This window comes from Pseudomonas sp. TKO26 (assembly GCF_003225665.1).
Lineage (GTDB): Bacteria > Pseudomonadota > Gammaproteobacteria > Pseudomonadales > Pseudomonadaceae > Aquipseudomonas > Aquipseudomonas saponiphila.
Genome location: NZ_QKLN01000001.1, coordinates 58,770 through 77,123, shown reverse-complemented (window position 1 = coordinate 77,123; position 18,354 = coordinate 58,770). Strand labels below are relative to the sequence as shown.

Annotated in this window: 16 protein-coding genes and 2 tRNA genes; 14 read left to right on the top strand and 4 right to left on the bottom strand. The window is 62.1% G+C overall.

Annotated features, from left to right (window positions below):
* Nucleotides 1–3: 3 nt before the first annotated feature.
* The 6 genes from ispE to ychF all read left to right on the top strand — a co-directional run bounded on the left by ispE (nt 4) and on the right by ychF (nt 4,564).
* A complete protein-coding gene (gene ispE, locus DNK59_RS00380; protein ID WP_092310336.1) occupies nt 4–849 on the top strand; it encodes a 4-(cytidine 5'-diphospho)-2-C-methyl-D-erythritol kinase in 846 nt (281 codons plus the stop codon).
* 36 nt (nt 850–885) lie between these two features.
* A tRNA-Gln gene (locus DNK59_RS00375) sits at nt 886–960 on the top strand.
* A gap of 47 nt (nt 961–1,007) precedes the next feature.
* Nucleotides 1,008–1,949: a ribose-phosphate pyrophosphokinase gene (locus tag DNK59_RS00370; RefSeq protein WP_003171603.1), complete on the top strand. Its 942-nt coding sequence runs from the start codon at nt 1,008–1,010 to the stop codon at nt 1,947–1,949.
* 138 nt (nt 1,950–2,087) lie between these two features.
* Complete coding sequence (locus DNK59_RS00365) at nt 2,088–2,687, top strand: 50S ribosomal protein L25/general stress protein Ctc (RefSeq protein WP_110721940.1); 600 nt, start codon at nt 2,088–2,090, stop codon at nt 2,685–2,687.
* Between the two features lie 168 nt (nt 2,688–2,855).
* Nucleotides 2,856–3,440, top strand: coding sequence for an aminoacyl-tRNA hydrolase (gene pth, locus DNK59_RS00360; RefSeq protein WP_092310330.1), 585 nt, complete (start codon nt 2,856–2,858; stop codon nt 3,438–3,440).
* A 23-nt stretch (nt 3,441–3,463) separates the two neighbouring features.
* Complete coding sequence (gene ychF / locus DNK59_RS00355; protein WP_092310326.1) at nt 3,464–4,564, top strand: redox-regulated ATPase YchF; 1,101 nt, start codon at nt 3,464–3,466, stop codon at nt 4,562–4,564.
* A 59-nt stretch (nt 4,565–4,623) separates the two neighbouring features.
* Here ychF and DNK59_RS00350 read toward each other — a convergent pair whose 3' ends face one another.
* The gene (locus tag DNK59_RS00350; RefSeq protein WP_110721939.1) at nt 4,624–6,678 is read right to left on the bottom strand and encodes a TonB-dependent receptor domain-containing protein; all 2,055 of its coding nucleotides are present in this window, start codon (nt 6,676–6,678) and stop codon (nt 4,624–4,626) included.
* A gap of 187 nt (nt 6,679–6,865) precedes the next feature.
* Nucleotides 6,866–8,053, bottom strand: coding sequence for a 4-hydroxybenzoate 3-monooxygenase (gene pobA, locus DNK59_RS00345; protein ID WP_110721938.1), 1,188 nt, complete (start codon nt 8,051–8,053; stop codon nt 6,866–6,868).
* A 192-nt stretch (nt 8,054–8,245) separates the two neighbouring features.
* Here pobA and DNK59_RS00340 point away from each other — a divergent pair, with 192 nt between their 5' ends.
* The gene (locus DNK59_RS00340; protein ID WP_092310284.1) at nt 8,246–9,136 is read left to right on the top strand and encodes a helix-turn-helix domain-containing protein; all 891 of its coding nucleotides are present in this window, start codon (nt 8,246–8,248) and stop codon (nt 9,134–9,136) included.
* A gap of 68 nt (nt 9,137–9,204) precedes the next feature.
* On the opposite strand, the gene DNK59_RS00335 is transcribed toward DNK59_RS00340, so the two are convergent.
* Both DNK59_RS00335 and DNK59_RS00330 read right to left on the bottom strand, forming a co-directional pair.
* Entirely contained in the window at nt 9,205–10,422 is a 1,218-nt protein-coding gene (locus tag DNK59_RS00335; RefSeq protein WP_092310280.1) for an MFS transporter, read from the bottom strand.
* Between the two features lie 87 nt (nt 10,423–10,509).
* A complete protein-coding gene (locus DNK59_RS00330) occupies nt 10,510–11,418 on the bottom strand; it encodes a LysR substrate-binding domain-containing protein (protein ID WP_110721937.1) in 909 nt (302 codons plus the stop codon).
* 226 nt (nt 11,419–11,644) lie between these two features.
* On the opposite strand from DNK59_RS00330, the gene DNK59_RS00325 reads away from it, so the two are divergent.
* The 7 genes from DNK59_RS00325 (at nt 11,645) to DNK59_RS00295 (ending at nt 18,274) form a co-directional block, all read left to right on the top strand.
* Nucleotides 11,645–12,763 carry an ABC transporter ATP-binding protein gene (locus tag DNK59_RS00325; protein ID WP_110721936.1) on the top strand — a complete coding sequence of 373 codons (1,119 nt, stop codon included), beginning with the start codon at nt 11,645–11,647 and terminating at the stop codon, nt 12,761–12,763.
* A 15-nt stretch (nt 12,764–12,778) separates the two neighbouring features.
* Nucleotides 12,779–13,699, top strand: coding sequence for an ABC transporter permease (locus DNK59_RS00320; RefSeq protein ID WP_110721935.1), 921 nt, complete (start codon nt 12,779–12,781; stop codon nt 13,697–13,699).
* Nucleotides 13,699–14,505 (top strand): ABC transporter permease subunit, encoded by an 807-nt coding sequence (locus DNK59_RS00315; RefSeq protein WP_025131815.1) that lies wholly within the window; start codon nt 13,699–13,701, stop codon nt 14,503–14,505. Before DNK59_RS00320 ends, DNK59_RS00315 begins: the two co-directional genes overlap by 1 nt.
* A gap of 27 nt (nt 14,506–14,532) precedes the next feature.
* The gene (locus DNK59_RS00310; protein ID WP_110721934.1) at nt 14,533–15,567 is read left to right on the top strand and encodes an extracellular solute-binding protein; all 1,035 of its coding nucleotides are present in this window, start codon (nt 14,533–14,535) and stop codon (nt 15,565–15,567) included.
* Nucleotides 15,568–15,637: 70 nt separating this feature from the next.
* On the top strand, nt 15,638–17,101 hold the full coding sequence (locus DNK59_RS00305) for an amidase (protein ID WP_110721933.1): 1,464 nt from the start codon (nt 15,638–15,640) through the stop codon (nt 17,099–17,101).
* Between the two features lie 77 nt (nt 17,102–17,178).
* Nucleotides 17,179–17,255, top strand: a tRNA-Met gene (locus DNK59_RS00300).
* A gap of 179 nt (nt 17,256–17,434) precedes the next feature.
* Entirely contained in the window at nt 17,435–18,274 is an 840-nt protein-coding gene (locus DNK59_RS00295; RefSeq protein WP_110721932.1) for a 5'-nucleotidase, lipoprotein e(P4) family, read from the top strand.
* Nucleotides 18,275–18,354 lie beyond the last annotated feature (80 nt).

Genomic DNA, 18,354 nt, shown 5'->3' with positions numbered 1-18,354 from the left:
ACCATGGAAAAACTGACCCTGCCGTCCCCGGCCAAGCTCAATCTGATGCTGCACATCCTCGGTCGTCGTGAAGACGGGTATCACGAGTTGCAGACCCTGTTCCAGTTCCTCGACTACGGCGATGAAATCACCTTCGCCCTGCGTGACGACGGTGTCATTCGCCTGCATACCGACTTCCCGGGGGTGCCTCACGACAGCAACCTGATCGTCAAGGCGGCCAAGAAGCTGCAGGAACAATCCGGTTGCGCCCTGGGCATCGATATCTGGATCGACAAGATCCTGCCCATGGGTGGCGGTATCGGCGGCGGCAGTTCCAACGCGGCCACGACCCTGCTGGGACTGAATCATCTCTGGCAACTGGGCTGGGATGAAGACCGCCTGGCGGCACTGGGATTGACCCTGGGGGCCGACGTTCCGGTTTTCGTACGCGGCCGTGCAGCGTTCGCTGAAGGTGTAGGGGAAAAACTCACCCCTGAATATCCCGAAGAACCCTGGTATCTGGTACTGGTCCCGCAAGTGTCTGTAAGTACAGCAGAAATTTTTTCAGATCCGCTGTTGACACGTGACACTCCGCCCATTAAAGTGCGCCCCGTTCCCAAGGGAAACAGCAGAAATGACTGCCTTCCGGTAGTCGCAAGGCGTTATCCAGAAGTACGTAACGCATTGAATTTGTTAGGTAAATTTACCGAAGCAAAACTGACTGGAACTGGAAGTTGTGTGTTTGGGGGCTTCCCAAGCAAAGCTGAAGCTGATAAAGTCTCGGCCCTTCTTACAGAGACCCTTACAGGGTTTGTAGCAAAAGGAAGCAACGTTTCGATGTTGCATCGCAAGCTGCAAGGTCTGCTCTAACGGAATCGAGTATCAGGTACTCGAAGCAACAGATACAGGGGCGTCGCCAAGCGGTAAGGCAGCAGGTTTTGATCCTGCCATGCGTTGGTTCGAATCCAGCCGCCCCTGCCATTTTCCTATACTCATCCAGGTATACCCTCAGCCTTCAGGTACTGCGCGTGTCCAAGATGATGGTCTTTACGGGGAACGCTAACCCCGATCTGGCTCGGCGTGTAGTACGTCAGCTGCATATCCCTCTCGGTGACATCTCTGTTGGAAAATTCTCCGACGGCGAAATTACTGCCGAGATCAATGAAAATGTCCGCGGTAAAGACGTCTTCATTATTCAGCCGACTTGCGCTCCGACCAACGATAACCTGATGGAACTCGTGGTGATGGCTGATGCCTTCCGCCGCTCCTCAGCGACTCGTATCACTGCTGTTATTCCTTACTTTGGTTATGCCCGTCAGGATCGCCGTCCGCGTTCCGCACGTGTGGCTATCAGCGCGAAAGTCGTCGCTGACATGCTTACCGTAGTCGGCATCGACCGTGTTCTCACGGTTGATCTGCATGCTGACCAGATTCAGGGCTTCTTCGATATTCCGGTAGATAACATCTACGGCTCCCCGGTTCTGGTGGATGACATCGAAGACCAGCGTTTCGAAAACCTGATGATCGTGTCCCCGGACATTGGCGGCGTCGTGCGTGCACGTGCCGTGGCCAAGTCCCTGGGCGTTGATCTCGGGATCATCGACAAGCGTCGTGAGAAAGCCAATCACTCCGAAGTGATGCATATCATCGGCGACGTCGAAGGACGCACCTGCATTCTGGTCGATGACATGGTCGATACCGCCGGCACCCTGTGCCACGCGGCCAAGGCCCTGAAAGAGCATGGCGCAGCCAAGGTCTTTGCCTACTGCACACACCCTGTGCTGTCGGGTCGGGCCATCGAGAACATTGAAAATTCCGTGCTGGACGAACTGGTGGTGACCAACACCATCCCGCTGTCCGCTGCAGCACAAGCCTGTGCGCGTATCCGCCAACTGGATATCGCACCGGTAGTTGCCGAAGCGGTTCGCCGTATCAGCAACGAAGAATCGATCAGCGCGATGTTCCGCTAGGGCTCATCCCTGGCAAGACATCACGATGACGAAAAGCGCCCCGTCCCAACCTGTGTTGGGACGGGGCTTTTTTGCCCATATCGCCTTTAGCGCTGGTCGCAAACGCTGGGGCGAATGTGGTTATTTTGGAGATACAACATGAACGATTTTACTCTGAATGCTGAAGTGCGTTCCGACCTGGGGAAAGGTGCGAGCCGCCGCCTGCGTCGTCTCGCAAGCCTGGTTCCAGCTGTAGTTTACGGTGGCGACAAAGCCCCTGAATCCATCAGCATGCTGGCCAAGGAAATCGCCAAGCTGCTGGAAAACGAAGCTGCCTACAGCCACATCATCGAACTGAACGTTGGTGGCACCAAGCAGAACGTCGTGATCAAGGCCCTGCAACGTCACCCAGCCAAAGGCCACGTACTGCACGCTGACTTCGTTCGCGTAGTTGCCGGTCAGAAACTGACCGCCATGGTTCCAGTACACCTGATCAACGAAGCGGCACCGATCAAGAAAGGCGGCGAGATCTTCCGCGCAGCCACCGAGATCGAAGTTTCCTGCCTGCCGAAAGACCTGCCTGAGTTCATCGAAGTCGACATGGCAGAAACCGACATCGGCACCGTGATCCACCTGTCCAACCTCACCGCTCCTAAAGGCGTTGAGTTTGTAGCTCTGGCACACGGCAACGACCTGGCAGTAGCCAACGTCTACGCACCACGTGTTGCTTCTGAGAAAGAAGAAGGCGCAGCAGAGTAATTCACTCTGACGCCGGAGTTGAGCGGAATACATCGCGGACTGGAACGTAGCGAGAAAGCGGGCGAGAACGCGAAGTTTGCCGCAAGGCAACCAAGCTCTTGTCGTCCCCTTTCGCCGTAGCACCGGTTGCGGCGATGTTATCCACCACTCCAAAGAAGGGCCCCTATCGTGACTGCCATCAAACTGATCGTTGGCCTGGGTAATCCAGGCGCCGAATACGAACAGACCCGGCATAACGCAGGGGCCCTTTTTGTTGAGCGCATCGCCGAAAAACAAGGTGTGAACCTTGTCGCCGATCGCAAATATTTCGGCCTGACCGGGCGCTTCAGTCACCAGGGTCAGGACATTCGTCTGTTGATTCCCACCACCTACATGAACCGCAGCGGCCAGGCCGTGGCGGCGCTTGCTGGCTTCTTCCGCATCAAGCCGGAAGAAATCCTGGTGGCCCACGACGAACTCGACTTGCCACCAGGCACAGCCAAACTCAAGACCGGCGGCGGGCATGGCGGGCACAACGGACTGCGGGACATCATCGCGCAGCTCGGCAATCAGAATACCTTTCACCGCCTGCGGCTCGGCATCGGCCACCCAGGTGTTGCCAGTATGGTTTCAAACTTTGTCCTGGGTCGTGCGCCACGCGCCGAACAGGAAAAACTCGATGCCAGCATCGATTTTGCCCTCGGCGTGCTGCCGGATATCTTCGCCGGTGAATGGAACCGCGCGATGAAAAACCTGCACAGCCAGAAGGCCTGACTCTACTCCTCGGGGAATACACCATGGGATTCAATTGCGGCATCGTCGGCCTGCCTAACGTCGGCAAGTCCACCCTGTTCAACGCCCTGACCAAGTCCGGGATCGCGGCCGAGAACTTCCCCTTCTGCACCATCGAGCCCAACAGCGGCATCGTGCCGATGCCCGACCCGCGCCTGGACGCCCTGGCGGCGATCGTCGTGCCGGAGCGCGTGCTGCCGACCACCATGGAGTTCGTCGACATCGCCGGCCTGGTGGCCGGTGCCTCGAAAGGTGAAGGCCTGGGCAACAAGTTCCTGGCCAACATCCGCGAAACCGACGCCATCGCCCACGTGGTCCGCTGCTTCGAAGACGACAACGTGATCCACGTGTCCAACAGCGTCGACCCCAAGCGCGACATCGAGATCATCGACCTGGAGCTGATCTTCGCCGACCTCGACAGCTGCGAGAAACAGCTGCAGAAAGTCGCCCGCAACGCCAAGGGCGGTGACAAGGATGCCGTGGCCCAGAAAGCCCTGCTGGAACAGCTGATCGCCCACTTCACCGAAGGCAAGCCGGCCCGCAGCCTGATGAAGGACATGAGCAGCGACGAGAAGCAGATCATCCGCGGCTTCCACCTGCTGACCACCAAGCCGGTGATGTACATCGCCAACGTTGCCGAAGACGGCTTCGAGAACAACCCGCTGCTGGACGTGGTCAAGGCCATCGCCGAAGAAGAAGGCGCCGTGGTGGTGCCGGTCTGCAACAAGATCGAAGCGGAAATCGCCGAGCTTGAAGACGGCGAAGAAAAGGACATGTTCCTCGAAGCCCTGGGCCTGGAAGAGCCTGGCCTGAACCGGGTGATCCGCGCGGGCTACGAAATGCTCAACCTGCAGACCTACTTCACCGCCGGGGTGAAGGAAGTTCGCGCCTGGACCGTGCGCGTCGGCGCCACCGCGCCACAAGCAGCCGCCGTGATCCACACCGACTTCGAAAAGGGCTTCATCCGCGCCGAAGTCATCGCCTACAACGACTTCATCCAGTTCAAGGGTGAAGCCGGTGCCAAGGAAGCCGGCAAATGGCGCCTGGAAGGCAAGGAATACATCGTCAAGGACGGCGACGTGATGCACTTCCGCTTCAACGTGTAATCCCCCTCAGCCCCATTGCCGCGCAATGGGGCTGAACTCCCCCGCTCTATCCCGCGCCCCTAGAAATAGGTGGTCGCCCCCGCGAAGAACGCCCGACCGGGCACGTAGAAGTTGGTCGATCCGTCCCGCAGGTCCTTGTCCATCAGGTTCTGTACCCCACCGTTCAAGGTCAGCCACTTGGTCAGCGCCAGGTTCGCCGTCAGGTCGTAGGTGGTGTAGGACTGCACGAAGTCATTGCCCATGCCCCGCTGCTTGCCGACGTGCTGCGCCGACAGTTCGGTACTCACGCGGTCGTTGATCTGCCAGTCCAGCGCGCTGAATGCCGACAGCTTGGGCGAGCTGATCAGATCTTCGCCGGTGCTCAGGTTCCTGCTTTCCAGCATGTAGGTGGCGTTGCTGCGCCACGTCACGGAATCCCCCAGCGGCACCCGGGCGGTGCCTTCCCAGCCACGAGTGCGGGCCTTGTCGACGTTTTCCAGCATGGTCCACCAGCGCCCCTGATACTGACCCAGCGGGCCATATTCGATCTTGTCGGTGAAGTCGGTGTGGAAGTAGGTCAGGCCGGCCTCCCAGCCGTCATGGTCGAACGAAACGCCGATTTCCTTGTTGGTGCTGGTTTCCGGTCTCAGGTTCGGATTACCCGCCATCCAGCAACTGCCAGTGACATAGCCCAACGGACGCAACGAACCACAACCACGGCCACCAGACTCGGTCGCCGCCCCCGCACTGCCCTCCTTCAGGCTCGGCGCACGAAAGCCCTTGGACACACCGCCACGCACGGTCCAGTCCGGGTGCGGGTGATAGACCACATACGCCCGCGGGCTGTTGTGGTTGCCGTACTTGTCGCTGTGGTCGAAACGGTTGCCCAGGGTCAGTGACAGGTTGTCCAGCAGGAACAGCTCGTCCTCGATAAAGGCCGCCGAGTAATCACCCTTCAAGGTCGAGCCACTGACCGGCGTGCCCCGGTAATCCACCGGCACAGTGCCGAGGGTATCGGTGTTGGTCAGTTCCTCACGCTTCCATTGCCCGCCCAGCGTCAGGCGCTGGTCCACCAGCAGTTCGAAGGGCAGGTTGAGGCTGCCTTCGACGATCTTCTCTTCGGAGTTGGCTTTACCCACCTCAAGGTCGTTGCGGTACCTGTTCAGGTAGGCATCGAGCTTCGAGGTGCCGAAACTCCAGTCGCCACTGTGGGACAGGATGTAGCTGTCGCGGGTCAGGCGGCTGGGGCCGAAGGCGCCACCTACGGTTTCGCCCCAATCACCAAAGGTCTTCTTCGACGACCAGGAATGCTCAACGCCATGCACCGCCTCAAACGACAGGCTCTGCTCTTCGTTGATCTGCCAGTCCAGCAGCGCATTCATGCTCTGGTCCTTGGAGCCGCCGGCGCCGTCGTCGTACATGAAGTCGCCTCGGGCATCGCGTCGCGCCTCGACCTCATCCGCCGCCCGCCGGGTGACGTTGGCCCCCAGGCGCAGCCCCAGGGACTCGGTCAACGGGCCCGACGAATTCACACTGTACTGGGTGGTCTGGCCGCGGTCGGAATCCTTGGGCACGGTGATATGGGTGCTGGCCGAACCGGTCCAGGTCCGCGACACCTTGCGCGTGATGATATTGATCACCCCGCCCATGGCATCCGAGCCATACAGCGATGACATCGGTCCGCGCACGATCTCGATGCGCTCGATCATGTTCGGCGAGATCCAGTTCAGGTCCTGGCGCGCCAGGTCACGGCGATAGCTCAGGTCGGCGGAGCTGCCGACCCGTTTGCCGTCCACCAGGATCAGCGTGTACTTGTCGTCCAGGCCCCGCAGCTTGATTTTCGACTGCTCGCCCACCGGTCCGAAACCTCCGGTCACCCCCGGCACACGGCGCAGCAGGGTGTTGAGGTCGTAGACTGGCTGGCGCTCGATTTCCTCGCGGGTGATGACGCTGACACTGGCTGGCGCATCCCGAAGGTCCGTGGCAGCGCCACTGGCCGTAACGAACGCGGTGTCCAGTTCCACCGGCGCTGGTTGAGCCTCTTCAACACGCTCGCCGGCCTGCAGCAGCGGGGCCAGCAGGCCGACACCGGCGCTGAGCATGAGCGAATTGAACAGGCAGGAACTGACTTTCATGACAAACGATCCTTGTCGATTCAATGCACCTTGGTGGTGCATCAAGGGAGAGAGGATCGAAGATTAACGCTAATGCATATCATTTATAAACAGGAATGTTTCTCGTATCAGGCATTCCGTTCCGAGTCTGCTGGCGAACACTGCCCTGCCCCCCCTGTTCACGGGTGGGGGGGCCAGGGCCCCTGGGTCAGCAGACTTCTTCGTAAGGCAGGCCCACATAGTTCTCGGCAATGTTCACCAGCCCCGCGTGGGAATTGAGGAAATACTCGCGATCCGCCTGCTGCATCTTGTGCTCCCAAGCGTCCTGCTGCTCGCCGAAATCGTGCAGCAGGTTGGTCATGAACCAGCTGAAACGCTCGCCCTTCCAGACCCGGCGCAACGCCAGCTCGGAGTATTTCTCCAATAGTTCGGTACGCCCTTCGCGGTAGACCTTGACCAGGATCCGGTACAGGTAGCACACGTCAGAAGCCGCCAGGTTCAGGCCCTTGGCCCCGGTGGGTGGGACAATATGCGCGGCGTCGCCGACCAGGAACAGCTTGCCGTACTGCATGGGCTCCACCACATAGCTACGCAGTGGCGCGATGCTTTTCTCCAGCGCCGGCCCGGTCACCAGATCCGCCGCCACCTCCGCCGGCAGACGGGCCTTGAGCTCGTTCCAGAAGCGCTCGTCGGACCAGTCTTCGACCTTGTCGCTCAGCGGCACCTGCAGGTAGTAACGGCTGCGGGTCAGGGAGCGCTGGCTGCACAGCACGAATCCGCGCTCATGCTGGCCATAGATCAGCTCATGGTTGACCGGCGGGGTATCGGACAACAGCCCCAGCCAGCCGAAGGGGTACTCGCGCTCGTAGTGGGTCAGCACGTCTTCGGGGATGCTCTTGCGCGCCACGCCGTGAAAACCGTCGCAACCGGCGATGTAGTCACAATCGATCCGGTGCTGCCGGCCATCCTTTTCGTAGGTGATATAGGGCTGCGCACCCTTCATGTCGTGGGGCTGCACCTGGTCCGCCGAATAGATGATCGGTGCCCCGCTGGCGGCGCGGGCCGCCATCAGGTCGCGGGTGACTTCGGTCTGGCCGTAGACCATCACCGTCTTGCCACCGGTCAGGGCCTTGAGGTCGATGCGCACACGCTTGCCGCCCATCAGCAGCTCCACCCCTTCGTGGACCAGGCCTTCGGCGTCCATGCGCTGGGCCACACCGGCCTCGCGCAGCATGTCCACGGTGCCCTGTTCCAGCACCCCGGCGCGGATGCGGCCGAGCACATAGTCCGGGGTCTGGCGCTCGACAATCACCGTGTCGATGCCGGCCTTGTGCAGCAGTTGGCCCAGCAGAAGACCGGAAGGACCGGCACCGATAATCGCAACCTGAGTTTTCATTGTTGTCGTCTCTCAAGGGCATTCCAGTCACCGCGCAGGCGAAATCCGGAATTTATGGTTATTGTTGTACCCCTGCATTTTTGCCGACAAAAATCGCAATAAATGGTGATAAACCGCCATAAAAATGCACTTTTGCAAACAGCGTTCGATTATCGAGCACTCCAGCCAGCCCGCTTAGACAGGTCGCCTCCGATGAAAGCCAGTCGCTCCAGCATCCCGGTGTTCAAGCTCTATGGGGAAAACCAGGCCTGGCCGACTCCGGACCTGCTGCACTGCGAATCCATCCCCAAGCGCAGCAGCCTGCACCATTGGGAGATCAAGCCGCACCGTCACGCCGACCTCTACCAGTTGCTCTATGTGCAGCGCGGCCAGGCCCTGGTGGAAGTCGAGGGACGGCGCCAGGACGTGCGCGAAGCATCGATCCAGGTGGTGCCGCCGCTGATGGTCCACGGCTTCCAGTTCTCGGAAAACATCCAGGGTTACGTGCTGACCCTGGGCGCACCGCTGGTGGCCCAGCTGGAAGCGCAACTGGGGGCGCCACTGGCGGTACTGGCCAGCGCCGCCTGCTATCCGGTGGGCCGTGACCGGCACAGCCTCAATACCTTGTTCAAGGCGCTGATGGATGAGTACGAAGGCAGCGCCGCCGCCCGCGACCTGCTATTGCATTCGCTGGTCAACGTGCTGGTGGTGTGGATCAGTCGCCGTGGCCAGCAGAACACCCCGCCGAGCAATCGCGGCGAGCGCAACCAGCACCTGCTGGGGCATTTCATCAAGCTGGTGGAGCGGCATTATCAGGAACACCCCACGGTGGAATCCCTGGCCCATCGCATCGGTCTGTCCAGCGTGCACCTCAACACCCTGTGCCGGGAACTGGCCGGGCAAAGCGCGCTGCAGATCCTGCATCAGCGCCTGATGCTGGAAGCCAAGCGCGGCCTGATCTACACCAACATCAGCATCAGCCAGCTCTCGGACAACCTGGGATTCAGCGATCCGACCTACTTCTCGCGCTTCTTCAAGCGCCTCAGCGGGCAGACGCCCAACGCCTTCCGCCAGAGTGCCGGGCACGCCCCTCCAGCGCCCTGAGGCCGGCGCAAAACAAAACGCCCGAGGCCAGTGCCCCGGGCGTTGCTGTTTCAGCGCCGGTAAAGCGCTCAGGCTTTGCGGGTGCGCGGCAGAAAGATCGCCAGTACCCCGAACAGCGGCAGGAACGAGCACAGGAAGTACACGTATTCGATGCCATGGATGTCCGCCAGATGCCCCAGCAGCGCCGCGCCGATGCCGCCAAAGCCGAACATCAGGCCGAAGAACACCCCGGCGATCATGCCGACGTTGCCCGGCACCAGCTCCTGGGCGTAGACCACGATGGCGGAGAACGCCGAGGCCAGGATGAAGCCGATCACCACGCTGAGGACGCTGGTCCAGAACAGGTCGACATGGGGCAGCAACAGGGTGAACGGCGCCACCCCGAGGATCGAGAACCAGATCACCGCCTTGCGTCCGATCTTGTCGCCGATCGGCCCGCCGAAGAAGGTCCCCGCCGCCACCGCGCCGAGGAACAGGAACAGGTGCAACTGCGAGCTGGCCACCGACAGGTCGAACTTCTCGATCAGGTAGAAGGTGAAGTAGCTGGTGAAGCTGGCCATGTAGAAATACTTGGAGAACACCAGCAGGCCGAGGACCACCAGAGCGCTGAGCACCCGGTTCCTCGACAGGCCGTGGGTCGCCGCCTGGCCCTGCTTGAGCTTGTGCAACCGCAAGTGGTTGGCGTACCAGCGACTGATGGCGTAAAGCACCACCAGGGCAAACAGCGCGAACAGGCCGAACCAGGCCACGTTGCCCTGGCCGTAGGGAATGATGATGGCCGCGGCCAGCAAGGGGCCGAACGCGGTGCCGGCATTGCCACCGACCTGAAAGCTCGACTGCGCCAGGCCGTAGCGCCCGCCGGACGCCAGCCGGGCGACCCGCGAGGCTTCCGGGTGGAAGGTCGAGGAACCGATGCCGATCAACGCGGCCGCCAGCAGGATCAGGGCAAAGCTGCCGACCTGGGACATCATCAGGATGCCGATCAGGGTGCAGATCATGCCCGCCGGCAGCAGGAACGGCAGAGGCCGCCGATCGGTGTAGAAGCCGACCCAGGGCTGCAACAGCGATGCGGTGAGCTGGAAGGTCAGGGTGATCAGCCCGACCTGGGTGAAGCTCAGCCCGTAGTTGCTCTTGAGCATCGGGTAGATCGCCGGCAGTACCGCCTGGATCAGGTCGTTGATCAGGTGGGCCAGGGCCACCGCGCCAATGATGCGCAGGACCAGTGGGCTGCTTTGCGAAGCAGGAGAGGCCGTCGTTGCGACGGTCTGAGGGTTGCTGCTAGCCATAGGATTTTCCGTACAACGGGTGGGCGCACAGGGGCAGGTGCGCCAATGTGCCATTTTTCAGTGCGTGCGCGCCATCCCATTAGCTTGCTAACGACCGGCCATCCGCGCCTCGGGGAAGTCCGCTTCAAGCTCGGCCTTGAGCCATTGGATAAACCATTCCACGTCCTCGGACCATTCAGCTTCCGGGGTCAGTACGCGGTAGCTTTCCAGCTTCACCTGATCCTCCACCACCCGCACCAGAGTCCCGGCCTTGAGCTCCTCACGCACCAGCACCTCGTTGGCCAGGGCGATCCCGCCGCCGCTTTCGGCCACTGACAGGGCGTGGTCGTTGTTCACGTAGATCAGGTCGGAGGTGAGGTTGATTTCCAGGCCGTTGGCGGCGAACCACAGGTTCCACCACTCGCCGTCATCGAAGTGGATCAGTTCGTGGCGGGCCAGATCCACCGGGCCCTTGATCGGCTCGATGCTGGCCAGGTAGGCCGGGGTGCAGATGGGAAACACCCGAGGGCAGATCAGGCTGACCCGGGACTGGGCATATTGCCCGTCCAGGCCGTAGGCGATTCCCAGATCGGCGCTCTTGGCATCGACGTCGGAGAACGTGGAGTTGGGCTCGATGGCGAATTTCAGGCCCGGACGCACATGGCGCAACGCCTCCAGACGCGGGGTCAGCCAGCGCTTGGCAAACCCTGGCACCACCATGATCCGCAACCAGCGCTCGGCGGCCTTGGGCTGTGCTTCGCGCCCGGCCTCGATGATCAACTGCAGGGCGGCGGCGATCTTGCGGTGATACTTCTCCCCCGCCGGGGTCAGGATCACCCCGCGCGAGGTACGTTCGAACAGCTGCACCCCGAGCCAGTCCTCCAGCAACTTCACATGACGGCCGATGGCCGGCTGGGTGACATGCAGCGACCTGGAAGCCTCGACATAACTGCCCAGGCGCGCCGCGGCATCAAAAGCCCGCACCGCATTCAACGGTGGCAAACGCTGTTCGGCCATGGTCTTGTCGCCTCTTGCTATTAAATTATTTAACAGCTGGTATGTTAAAATTGAAGTTTCGCCCCCGCAACCCCTCACTGATAATCAGCCCCAGCAGAACAATAAGAACCCGCGCAAAGCCCGTAGAAACAGGCTTTTCACGCATCCGAACACATCTCGATCCTGCCCTAAGAAAAACAATATCCATGGCCTGCACGACAGCCCATGGGGGAATCGGAGGTAAGGCATGAATGCCCTGCATTCGCTGCAAACACTGGCGGTGTCCATCCGCTCGGTGCGCAAGGTCTACGGCGATCCACACAGCGGCCCGGTGGCCCTGAAGCACATCGACCTGGACATCCGCGACAACGAATTCTTCACCCTCCTGGGGCCCTCCGGCTGCGGCAAGACCACCCTGTTGCGGATGATCGCCGGCTTCGAATTCCCGACCCAGGGCGAGATCCTCCTCTACGGCGAGAACATCGCCGACCGGCCGCCCTTCGAGCGCCCGGTGAACACCGTGTTCCAGCATTACGCACTGTTCCCCCACATGACCCTGGCCGAGAACCTGGCCTTCGGCCTGGAATCACGGCCCATGAGCCAGGTGCTGAGCAAGGCGCAGATCGCCGAGCGCGTGCGCGAGATGCTGGCCCTGGTGCAGATGGAACGCTTCGCCGGGCGCAAGCCCAACCAGCTCTCCGGCGGCCAGCAGCAACGCATCGCCCTGGCCCGGGCCCTGGCGCCCCATCCCAAGGTGCTGTTGCTGGACGAGCCGCTGTCGGCCCTGGACCTCAAGCTGCGCCAGGCCATGCGCGAAGAACTCAAGGCCATCCAGGCCAAGACCGGCATCACCTTCATCTTCGTCACCCATGACCAGGAAGAAGCCCTGACCCTGTCCGACCGCATTGCCGTGCTATCCGAAGGTGAAGTGCAGCAAGTGGGCCGCCCGGAAGAAATCTACGAGCAACCGCGCAACCGCTTCGTCGCCGACTTCATCGGTGAAACCAACTTCATCCCGGCCACGGTCAACCGTATCGAAGCCGGCCTGGCCTGGTTCAGCGGGCCCGCCGGGCAGGCACTGCCGGCGCAACCCTGCACCACCGCCAAGGTCGGCCAGCAGGTCACCCTGTCGGTGCGCCCCGAGCGCTTGCACCTGCGCGGTGACGCCTCGGAAGGCGCCCTGGCGTGCCGCATCGAAGCGCTGATCTACCTGGGCACCGACCTGCAGTACCAGGTCAGCCTCGGCGACGGCACGCGCCTCACCGTACGCACGCCCAACAGCCTCGAACACCACCCGCGCCTGAGCGTCGGCAGCAACGCCGGGCTGTTGTTCGAACGCGGCAGCGCCAGCGTCCTGCTGGATTGACCACGAGGATCCGCCATGCACGCCTCATCGATTTCCCAGCACCTGGAACGGCGCAAGGCCTTGCGCAGCGTTCTCGGGGTCAGCCCGGCGCTGATCGCCATCGGCCTGTTCCTGATCGTGCCGATCCTCATCGTCATCGGCTATTCGCTGATGGAAGCCAACCCCTACGGCGGGGTGAACCAGGTTTTCAGCAGCGACGCCTACAGCGCCCTGCTGTTCGAACGACAACTGGATGACAGCCTGGCCTTCACCGACTCCTACCTGCTGATCGCCCTGCGTTCCATCGGCATCGCTGGGTTGACCACCGTCGTCACCCTGCTGATCGGCTTTCCGGTGGCGGTGTGGCTGGCCATGCAGCCGGTGCAGCGCCGGGGCCTGCTGATCTTCCTGATCACCGTGCCGTTCTGGGCCAACCTGCTGATCCGCACCTACGCCTGGATCCTGCTGCTGCGCAACACCGGGGTGATCAACAACAGCCTCATGGGCCTGGGGCTGATCAACGAGCCATTGCAACTGCTGTACACCGACGGCGCGGTGCTGCTGGGACTGGTCTACACCTACGCGCCCTTCGTCGTGCTGCCGATCTACGCCACCCTGGAAAAGATGGACATCCGCCTGCTGGAAGCAGCCCAGGACCTCTACGCCGGGCGCTGGCGCACCTTGCGCAAGGTGGTGCTGCCGATTGCCAAGCCGGGGATATTCGCCGGGGCGATCCTCACCTTCGTGCCTTGCCTGGGGGCCATGATCGCCCCGGAGCTGCTGGGCGGCGGCACCCGGATGATGCTCGGCAACCTGATCTTCCGGCAGTTCAGCGATGCCCGTAACTGGCCCTTCGGCGCCGCCCTGTCGCTGGTGCTGATGGCCGCGGTGATGCTGGTACTGACCCTCTACGCCCTGCGCGCCCGGCGCCAGCGCACCCTTCAGGAAGGTGCATGATGATCAGCCTGTTCAAACGCAACGGCCTCGGCGTCCAGGACTTTCCCGGCTTCGGCGGCTTCAGTTTTCTGTTCTACCTGTACCTCTACGCACCGATCCTGGTGCTGGTGGTGTTCTCCTTCAACGCCAACCAGTCGGCCACGGTGTGGAGCGGCTTCAGCCTCGACTGGTACCGCGCCGCGTTCGCCAACCAGGCCCTGCGCCAGGCGGCGGGCAACAGCCTGCTGATCGCCGTGTGCGCCAGCATGGCGGCCACCGCCATCGCCACCCTGGCCGCCCTGGGCACCTCGCGCGGGGCGAAATTCAAGGGCCTGCAACTGTCCATGGGCGCGATCATGCTGCCCCTGGTGCTGCCGGAAATCGTCGTTGGCGTGGCCACCCTGGCGCTGTTCTCCACGCTGGGACTGTCCCTGGGCTACGGCAACCTGATCATCGCCCACACGGTGTTCTGCATCCCCTTCGCCTACTTGCCGATCCGCGCCCGCCTCAACGACATGGACCTGTCCCTGGAGCATGCGGCGGCGGACCTGTATGCCGGGCCCTGGCGAACCTTTCGCAAGGTGACCCTGCCGCTGCTGATGCCAGGGATCGTCTCCGGGCTGATGCTGGCCTTCATCGTCTCGCTGGATAACTTCGTGATCTCGATGATGGTGTCCCAGGCCGGCACCACTACCCTGCCGATCTTCATCTTCGGCCTGTTGCGCATGGGTGTGACACCCGACGTCAACGCTGTGTCGACGCTGATCCTCGGCGTCTCGGTGCTGTTCGTCAGCCTCTCTTACCTGCTGAGCAAGAAACACGCTTGAACCTTCCACTGACCTTGGGGAAATGCCATGAGCAAGTTGATCGCAAGTTTGGGTACCACGCTGCTGCTGAGCCTGCCATTGGCCGTACAGGCCGCCGAGAAACTCAACGTGGTCAGCTGGAGCGGCTACTTTTCGCCGGAGATCCTCGCCAAGTTCCAGAAACAGACCGGTATCGAGGTCACGGTGGACTCCTACGACTCCAACGAGACCCTGCTGGCCAAGCTGAAACAGGGCGGCAGCGGTTATGACGTGGCGATCCCGTCGCACCAGTTCATCCCGATCCTGATCAAGGAACAGCTGCTGGAGCGTTTCGACCCGGTGCAGGAGCCCTACTACAGCGGCATCGTCGACAACCTCAAGCAGCCCACCTGGGACCCGCAAGGCGCCTACTCGGTGCCCTTTATCTGGGGCACCACCAGCGTGGTGCTCGACACGGCCCGCTACCAGGGCCCCACCGACAGCTACCGGGTACTCTATGAGCCGCCAAAAGAGCTGCAGGGGCGAATCAACATGTTCGACTCGGCGGGCGAAGTGATCGACATGGCCAGCCTCTACCTGAACATCCCGCTGTGCAGCGAGGACCCGAAGCAGATGCAGCAGATCCTCACCCTGCTCAAGGCGCAGAAGCCCTTCGTCAAGACCTACAGCTCCAAGGCCGGGGCGATCCGCGAGAACCTGGCGGCCGGGGAAATCGACATGTCGACCTTCTGGGGCGGCTCATCGATGCGCGCCCGGGAAATGAAACCCAGCCTGAAATACCTCTACCCGAAAGAGGGCGTACTGGCCTGGGTAGACAACATGGTCATCCCCAAGGGCAGCAAGAACCCGGCGAACGCCAAGGCCTTCATCGCCTTCCTCAGCCAGCCTGAGAACGCCGCCATGACCCAGAACTTCCTCAAGCACCAGAGCCCGATCAAGGGCGTCGAGCCCTTCCTCGACGCCGGCCTGAAGGATGCCCCCGAGCTGCATATTCCCGAGGGCACCAAGGTGGTCTTCAGCCAGACCTGCGGCGAAGGCGCGATCCGCCTCGCCGACCGCCTGTGGACCAACCTGATGCGCTGACCTGCACTGACTTCTGCCGCCCCGGCCTGGATGCCGGGGCGTTTCTAAAGCCGTTTGAAAGGCCCCTGCCATGATCGCCAATCCCCCCAGCGAGCTGGTCCTGCTCCAGGCCCACGAACTCGCCGAGCGCATCCGCCTGCGTCAGGTTTCCTGTCGGGAAGTGATGCAGACCTACCTTGCCCACATCGAGCGCTACAACCCCCTGGTCAATGCCCTGGTCAGCCTGCAACCGGCCGACAGCCTGCTGGCCCAGGCCGACCAGCGCGACGCCGAACTGGCCCGTGGCGAATACCGCGGCTGGATGCACGGCCTGCCCCACGCGATCAAGGACCTGTCCCTGACCCAGGGCATCCGCACCACCCTGGGCTCGCCGTTGTACCGGGACTTCATCCCCCAGCGCGACGGCATCATGGTGGAACGGATCAAGGCCGCCGGGGCGATCATTATCGGCAAGAGCAACACCCCGGAATTCGGCCTCGGCTCGCAGACCTACAACCCGCTGTTCGGCGCCACCGGCTGTGCCTATGACCCCGGCAAGACCGCCGGCGGCAGCAGTGGCGGCGCCGCCGCGGCGCTGGCCCTGCACCTGGTGCCGGTGGCCGACGGCAGCGACATGATGGGCTCGCTGCGCAACCCGGCGGCCTTCAACAACATCTTCGGTTTCCGCCCGTCCCAGGGCCGGGTGCCCTTCGACGACAGCAGCGACCTGTTCATCGACCAACTGGGCTACGAAGGCCCCATGGCCCGCAGCGTGCGCGACGCCGCCCTGCTGCTGTCGGTGCAAGCCGGTGGCGATGCCCGGGCGCCGCTGTCCATCCGCGAATCCGGCCAGGCTTTCGCCGCGCCACTGGAGCGCGACTTCAAGGGCACGCGCCTGGGCTGGCTGGGGGATTTCAACGGCTACCTGCCGATGGAAAAGGGCCTGCTGGAACTGTGCGAGAAGGCCTTGGGCGATTTTCGCAGCCTGGGCTGCAGCGTCGAGCCGGCCAGCCCGGAGTTTGCCCCCGAGCGCCTGTGGAGCAGCTGGCGCACCTTGCGCCACTGGATGGTCGCCGGCTCCCTGGGCAGTGCCTATGCCGAGCCGCACAAGCGCGCCCAACTCAAGACAGAAGCCCTCTGGGAAGTGGAGAACGGCCTCAAGCTGAGCGCCAGCCAAGTGTTCGAGGCCTCGGTGATCCGCAGCGATTGGTATCGCGCACTCTCCCGGCTATTCGAGCGCTTCGACTACCTGCTGCTGCCCAGCGCCCAGGTCTTCCCCTTCGACAAGAACACCCCTTGGCCACGCAGCATCGAAGGCGTGGCCATGGACACCTATCACCGCTGGATGGAGGTGGTGATTCCCGGCACCTTGTCCGGCTGCCCGGTGGCCAGCGTACAGGCCGGCTTCAACACCGACGGCCTGCCCATGGGCCTGCAGATCATCGGCCGGCACCAGGCCGACTTCGCCGTGCTGCAACTGGCGCACGCCTACGAACAGGCCAGCCGCTGGTTCCAGCGCTGCCCATCGCCACTGATTTCGGGGGGGAAGGGATAAACGGTTGATAGCGTAGATAATTTTTTTATAAAAACGCTTGACGCATCGTCGTTCCGAGCGAATAATGCGCGCCACTTGGCTACATAGCTCAGTTGGTTAGAGCATAGCATTCATAATGCTGGGGTCCGGGGTTCAAGTCCCTGTGTAGCCACCAAGTACTAAAAACGGCTTACCGCAAGGTAGGCCGTTTTTTATGCCCGCGAAAAAGTACCGGGGATTACGCCGCATTGATCCACAAACGCGACACCCGCATTGAGCACCGCCACTGGCTGGGATAGAACACTGCGGCAGTGTTTGTGAGAGCTGCGCCATCCTCACTTCAAGGGCTCGAAAATGAAAATAAAAACCACCCGAACCGCGGTCGCTCCCTGGCTGTTCTCGCTCCTGGCGATGACCTGTACCTCGGCCTTTGCCGAGCAGGCCGCCACCCCGCCCTCCAACCTGCTGACCGCCGCCGTAGCCTGGAGACAGACCGCCGCCGAATTCGAGGCGCTGTACTATCAGGGCTTCAACGTAGCGCGCATGCAGCTGGATCGAGCCCTGCAAGCACACAAGCCGGGGGATCGCCCCCTGGCAATCATCAGCGATATCGACGACACCGTGCTCAGCAGCAACAGCTACTGGGGCTACATGATCAACTCGGGGAAAGAGTTCTTCGACGACGCGGCCTGGGATCAATGGGTGGCCGAGAACGGCCCCGTCGCCACGCCCGGAGCGGTGGACTTCCTCAACTACGCCCAGTCCAAGGGGGTCGAGGTGTTCTATGTCACCAGCCGTGACCAAGGCGAAAAAACCTATGAGTACGCCCTGGCCAACCTGCGCCACAGCAAGCTGCCATTCGCCGATGAGCAGCACCTGACGGTGTATCGCGACAGCTCCAACAAGGAGCCGCGGCAAACCGAGATTGCCAAGGATTTTGATGTGGTGGTGATGCTGGGTGACAACCTCAACGACTTCAAACGCAAGTACTACGTGGCCGACGTCAAGCAGCGCAGCAGCCTGATGACCGAGGACAAGGAGCAGTTCGGGCGCAAGTTCATCCTCTTCCCCAACCCCACCGATGGCCATTGGCTGAAGGCGATCTTCGGTGATTCCGAACCGCCGGCCACTCCGGAGAATCGGGCCAAGTTCAAGGCCGCGGCTAGCTCGACGGCCTGGCAGATGAAGCCCTGACAGGGCGCCGCAACATCAGCGCAACGCTGGCCCGCCATGACCAGTGTTGCGCCACACCCCCAGGGATGTCATAAACGCCA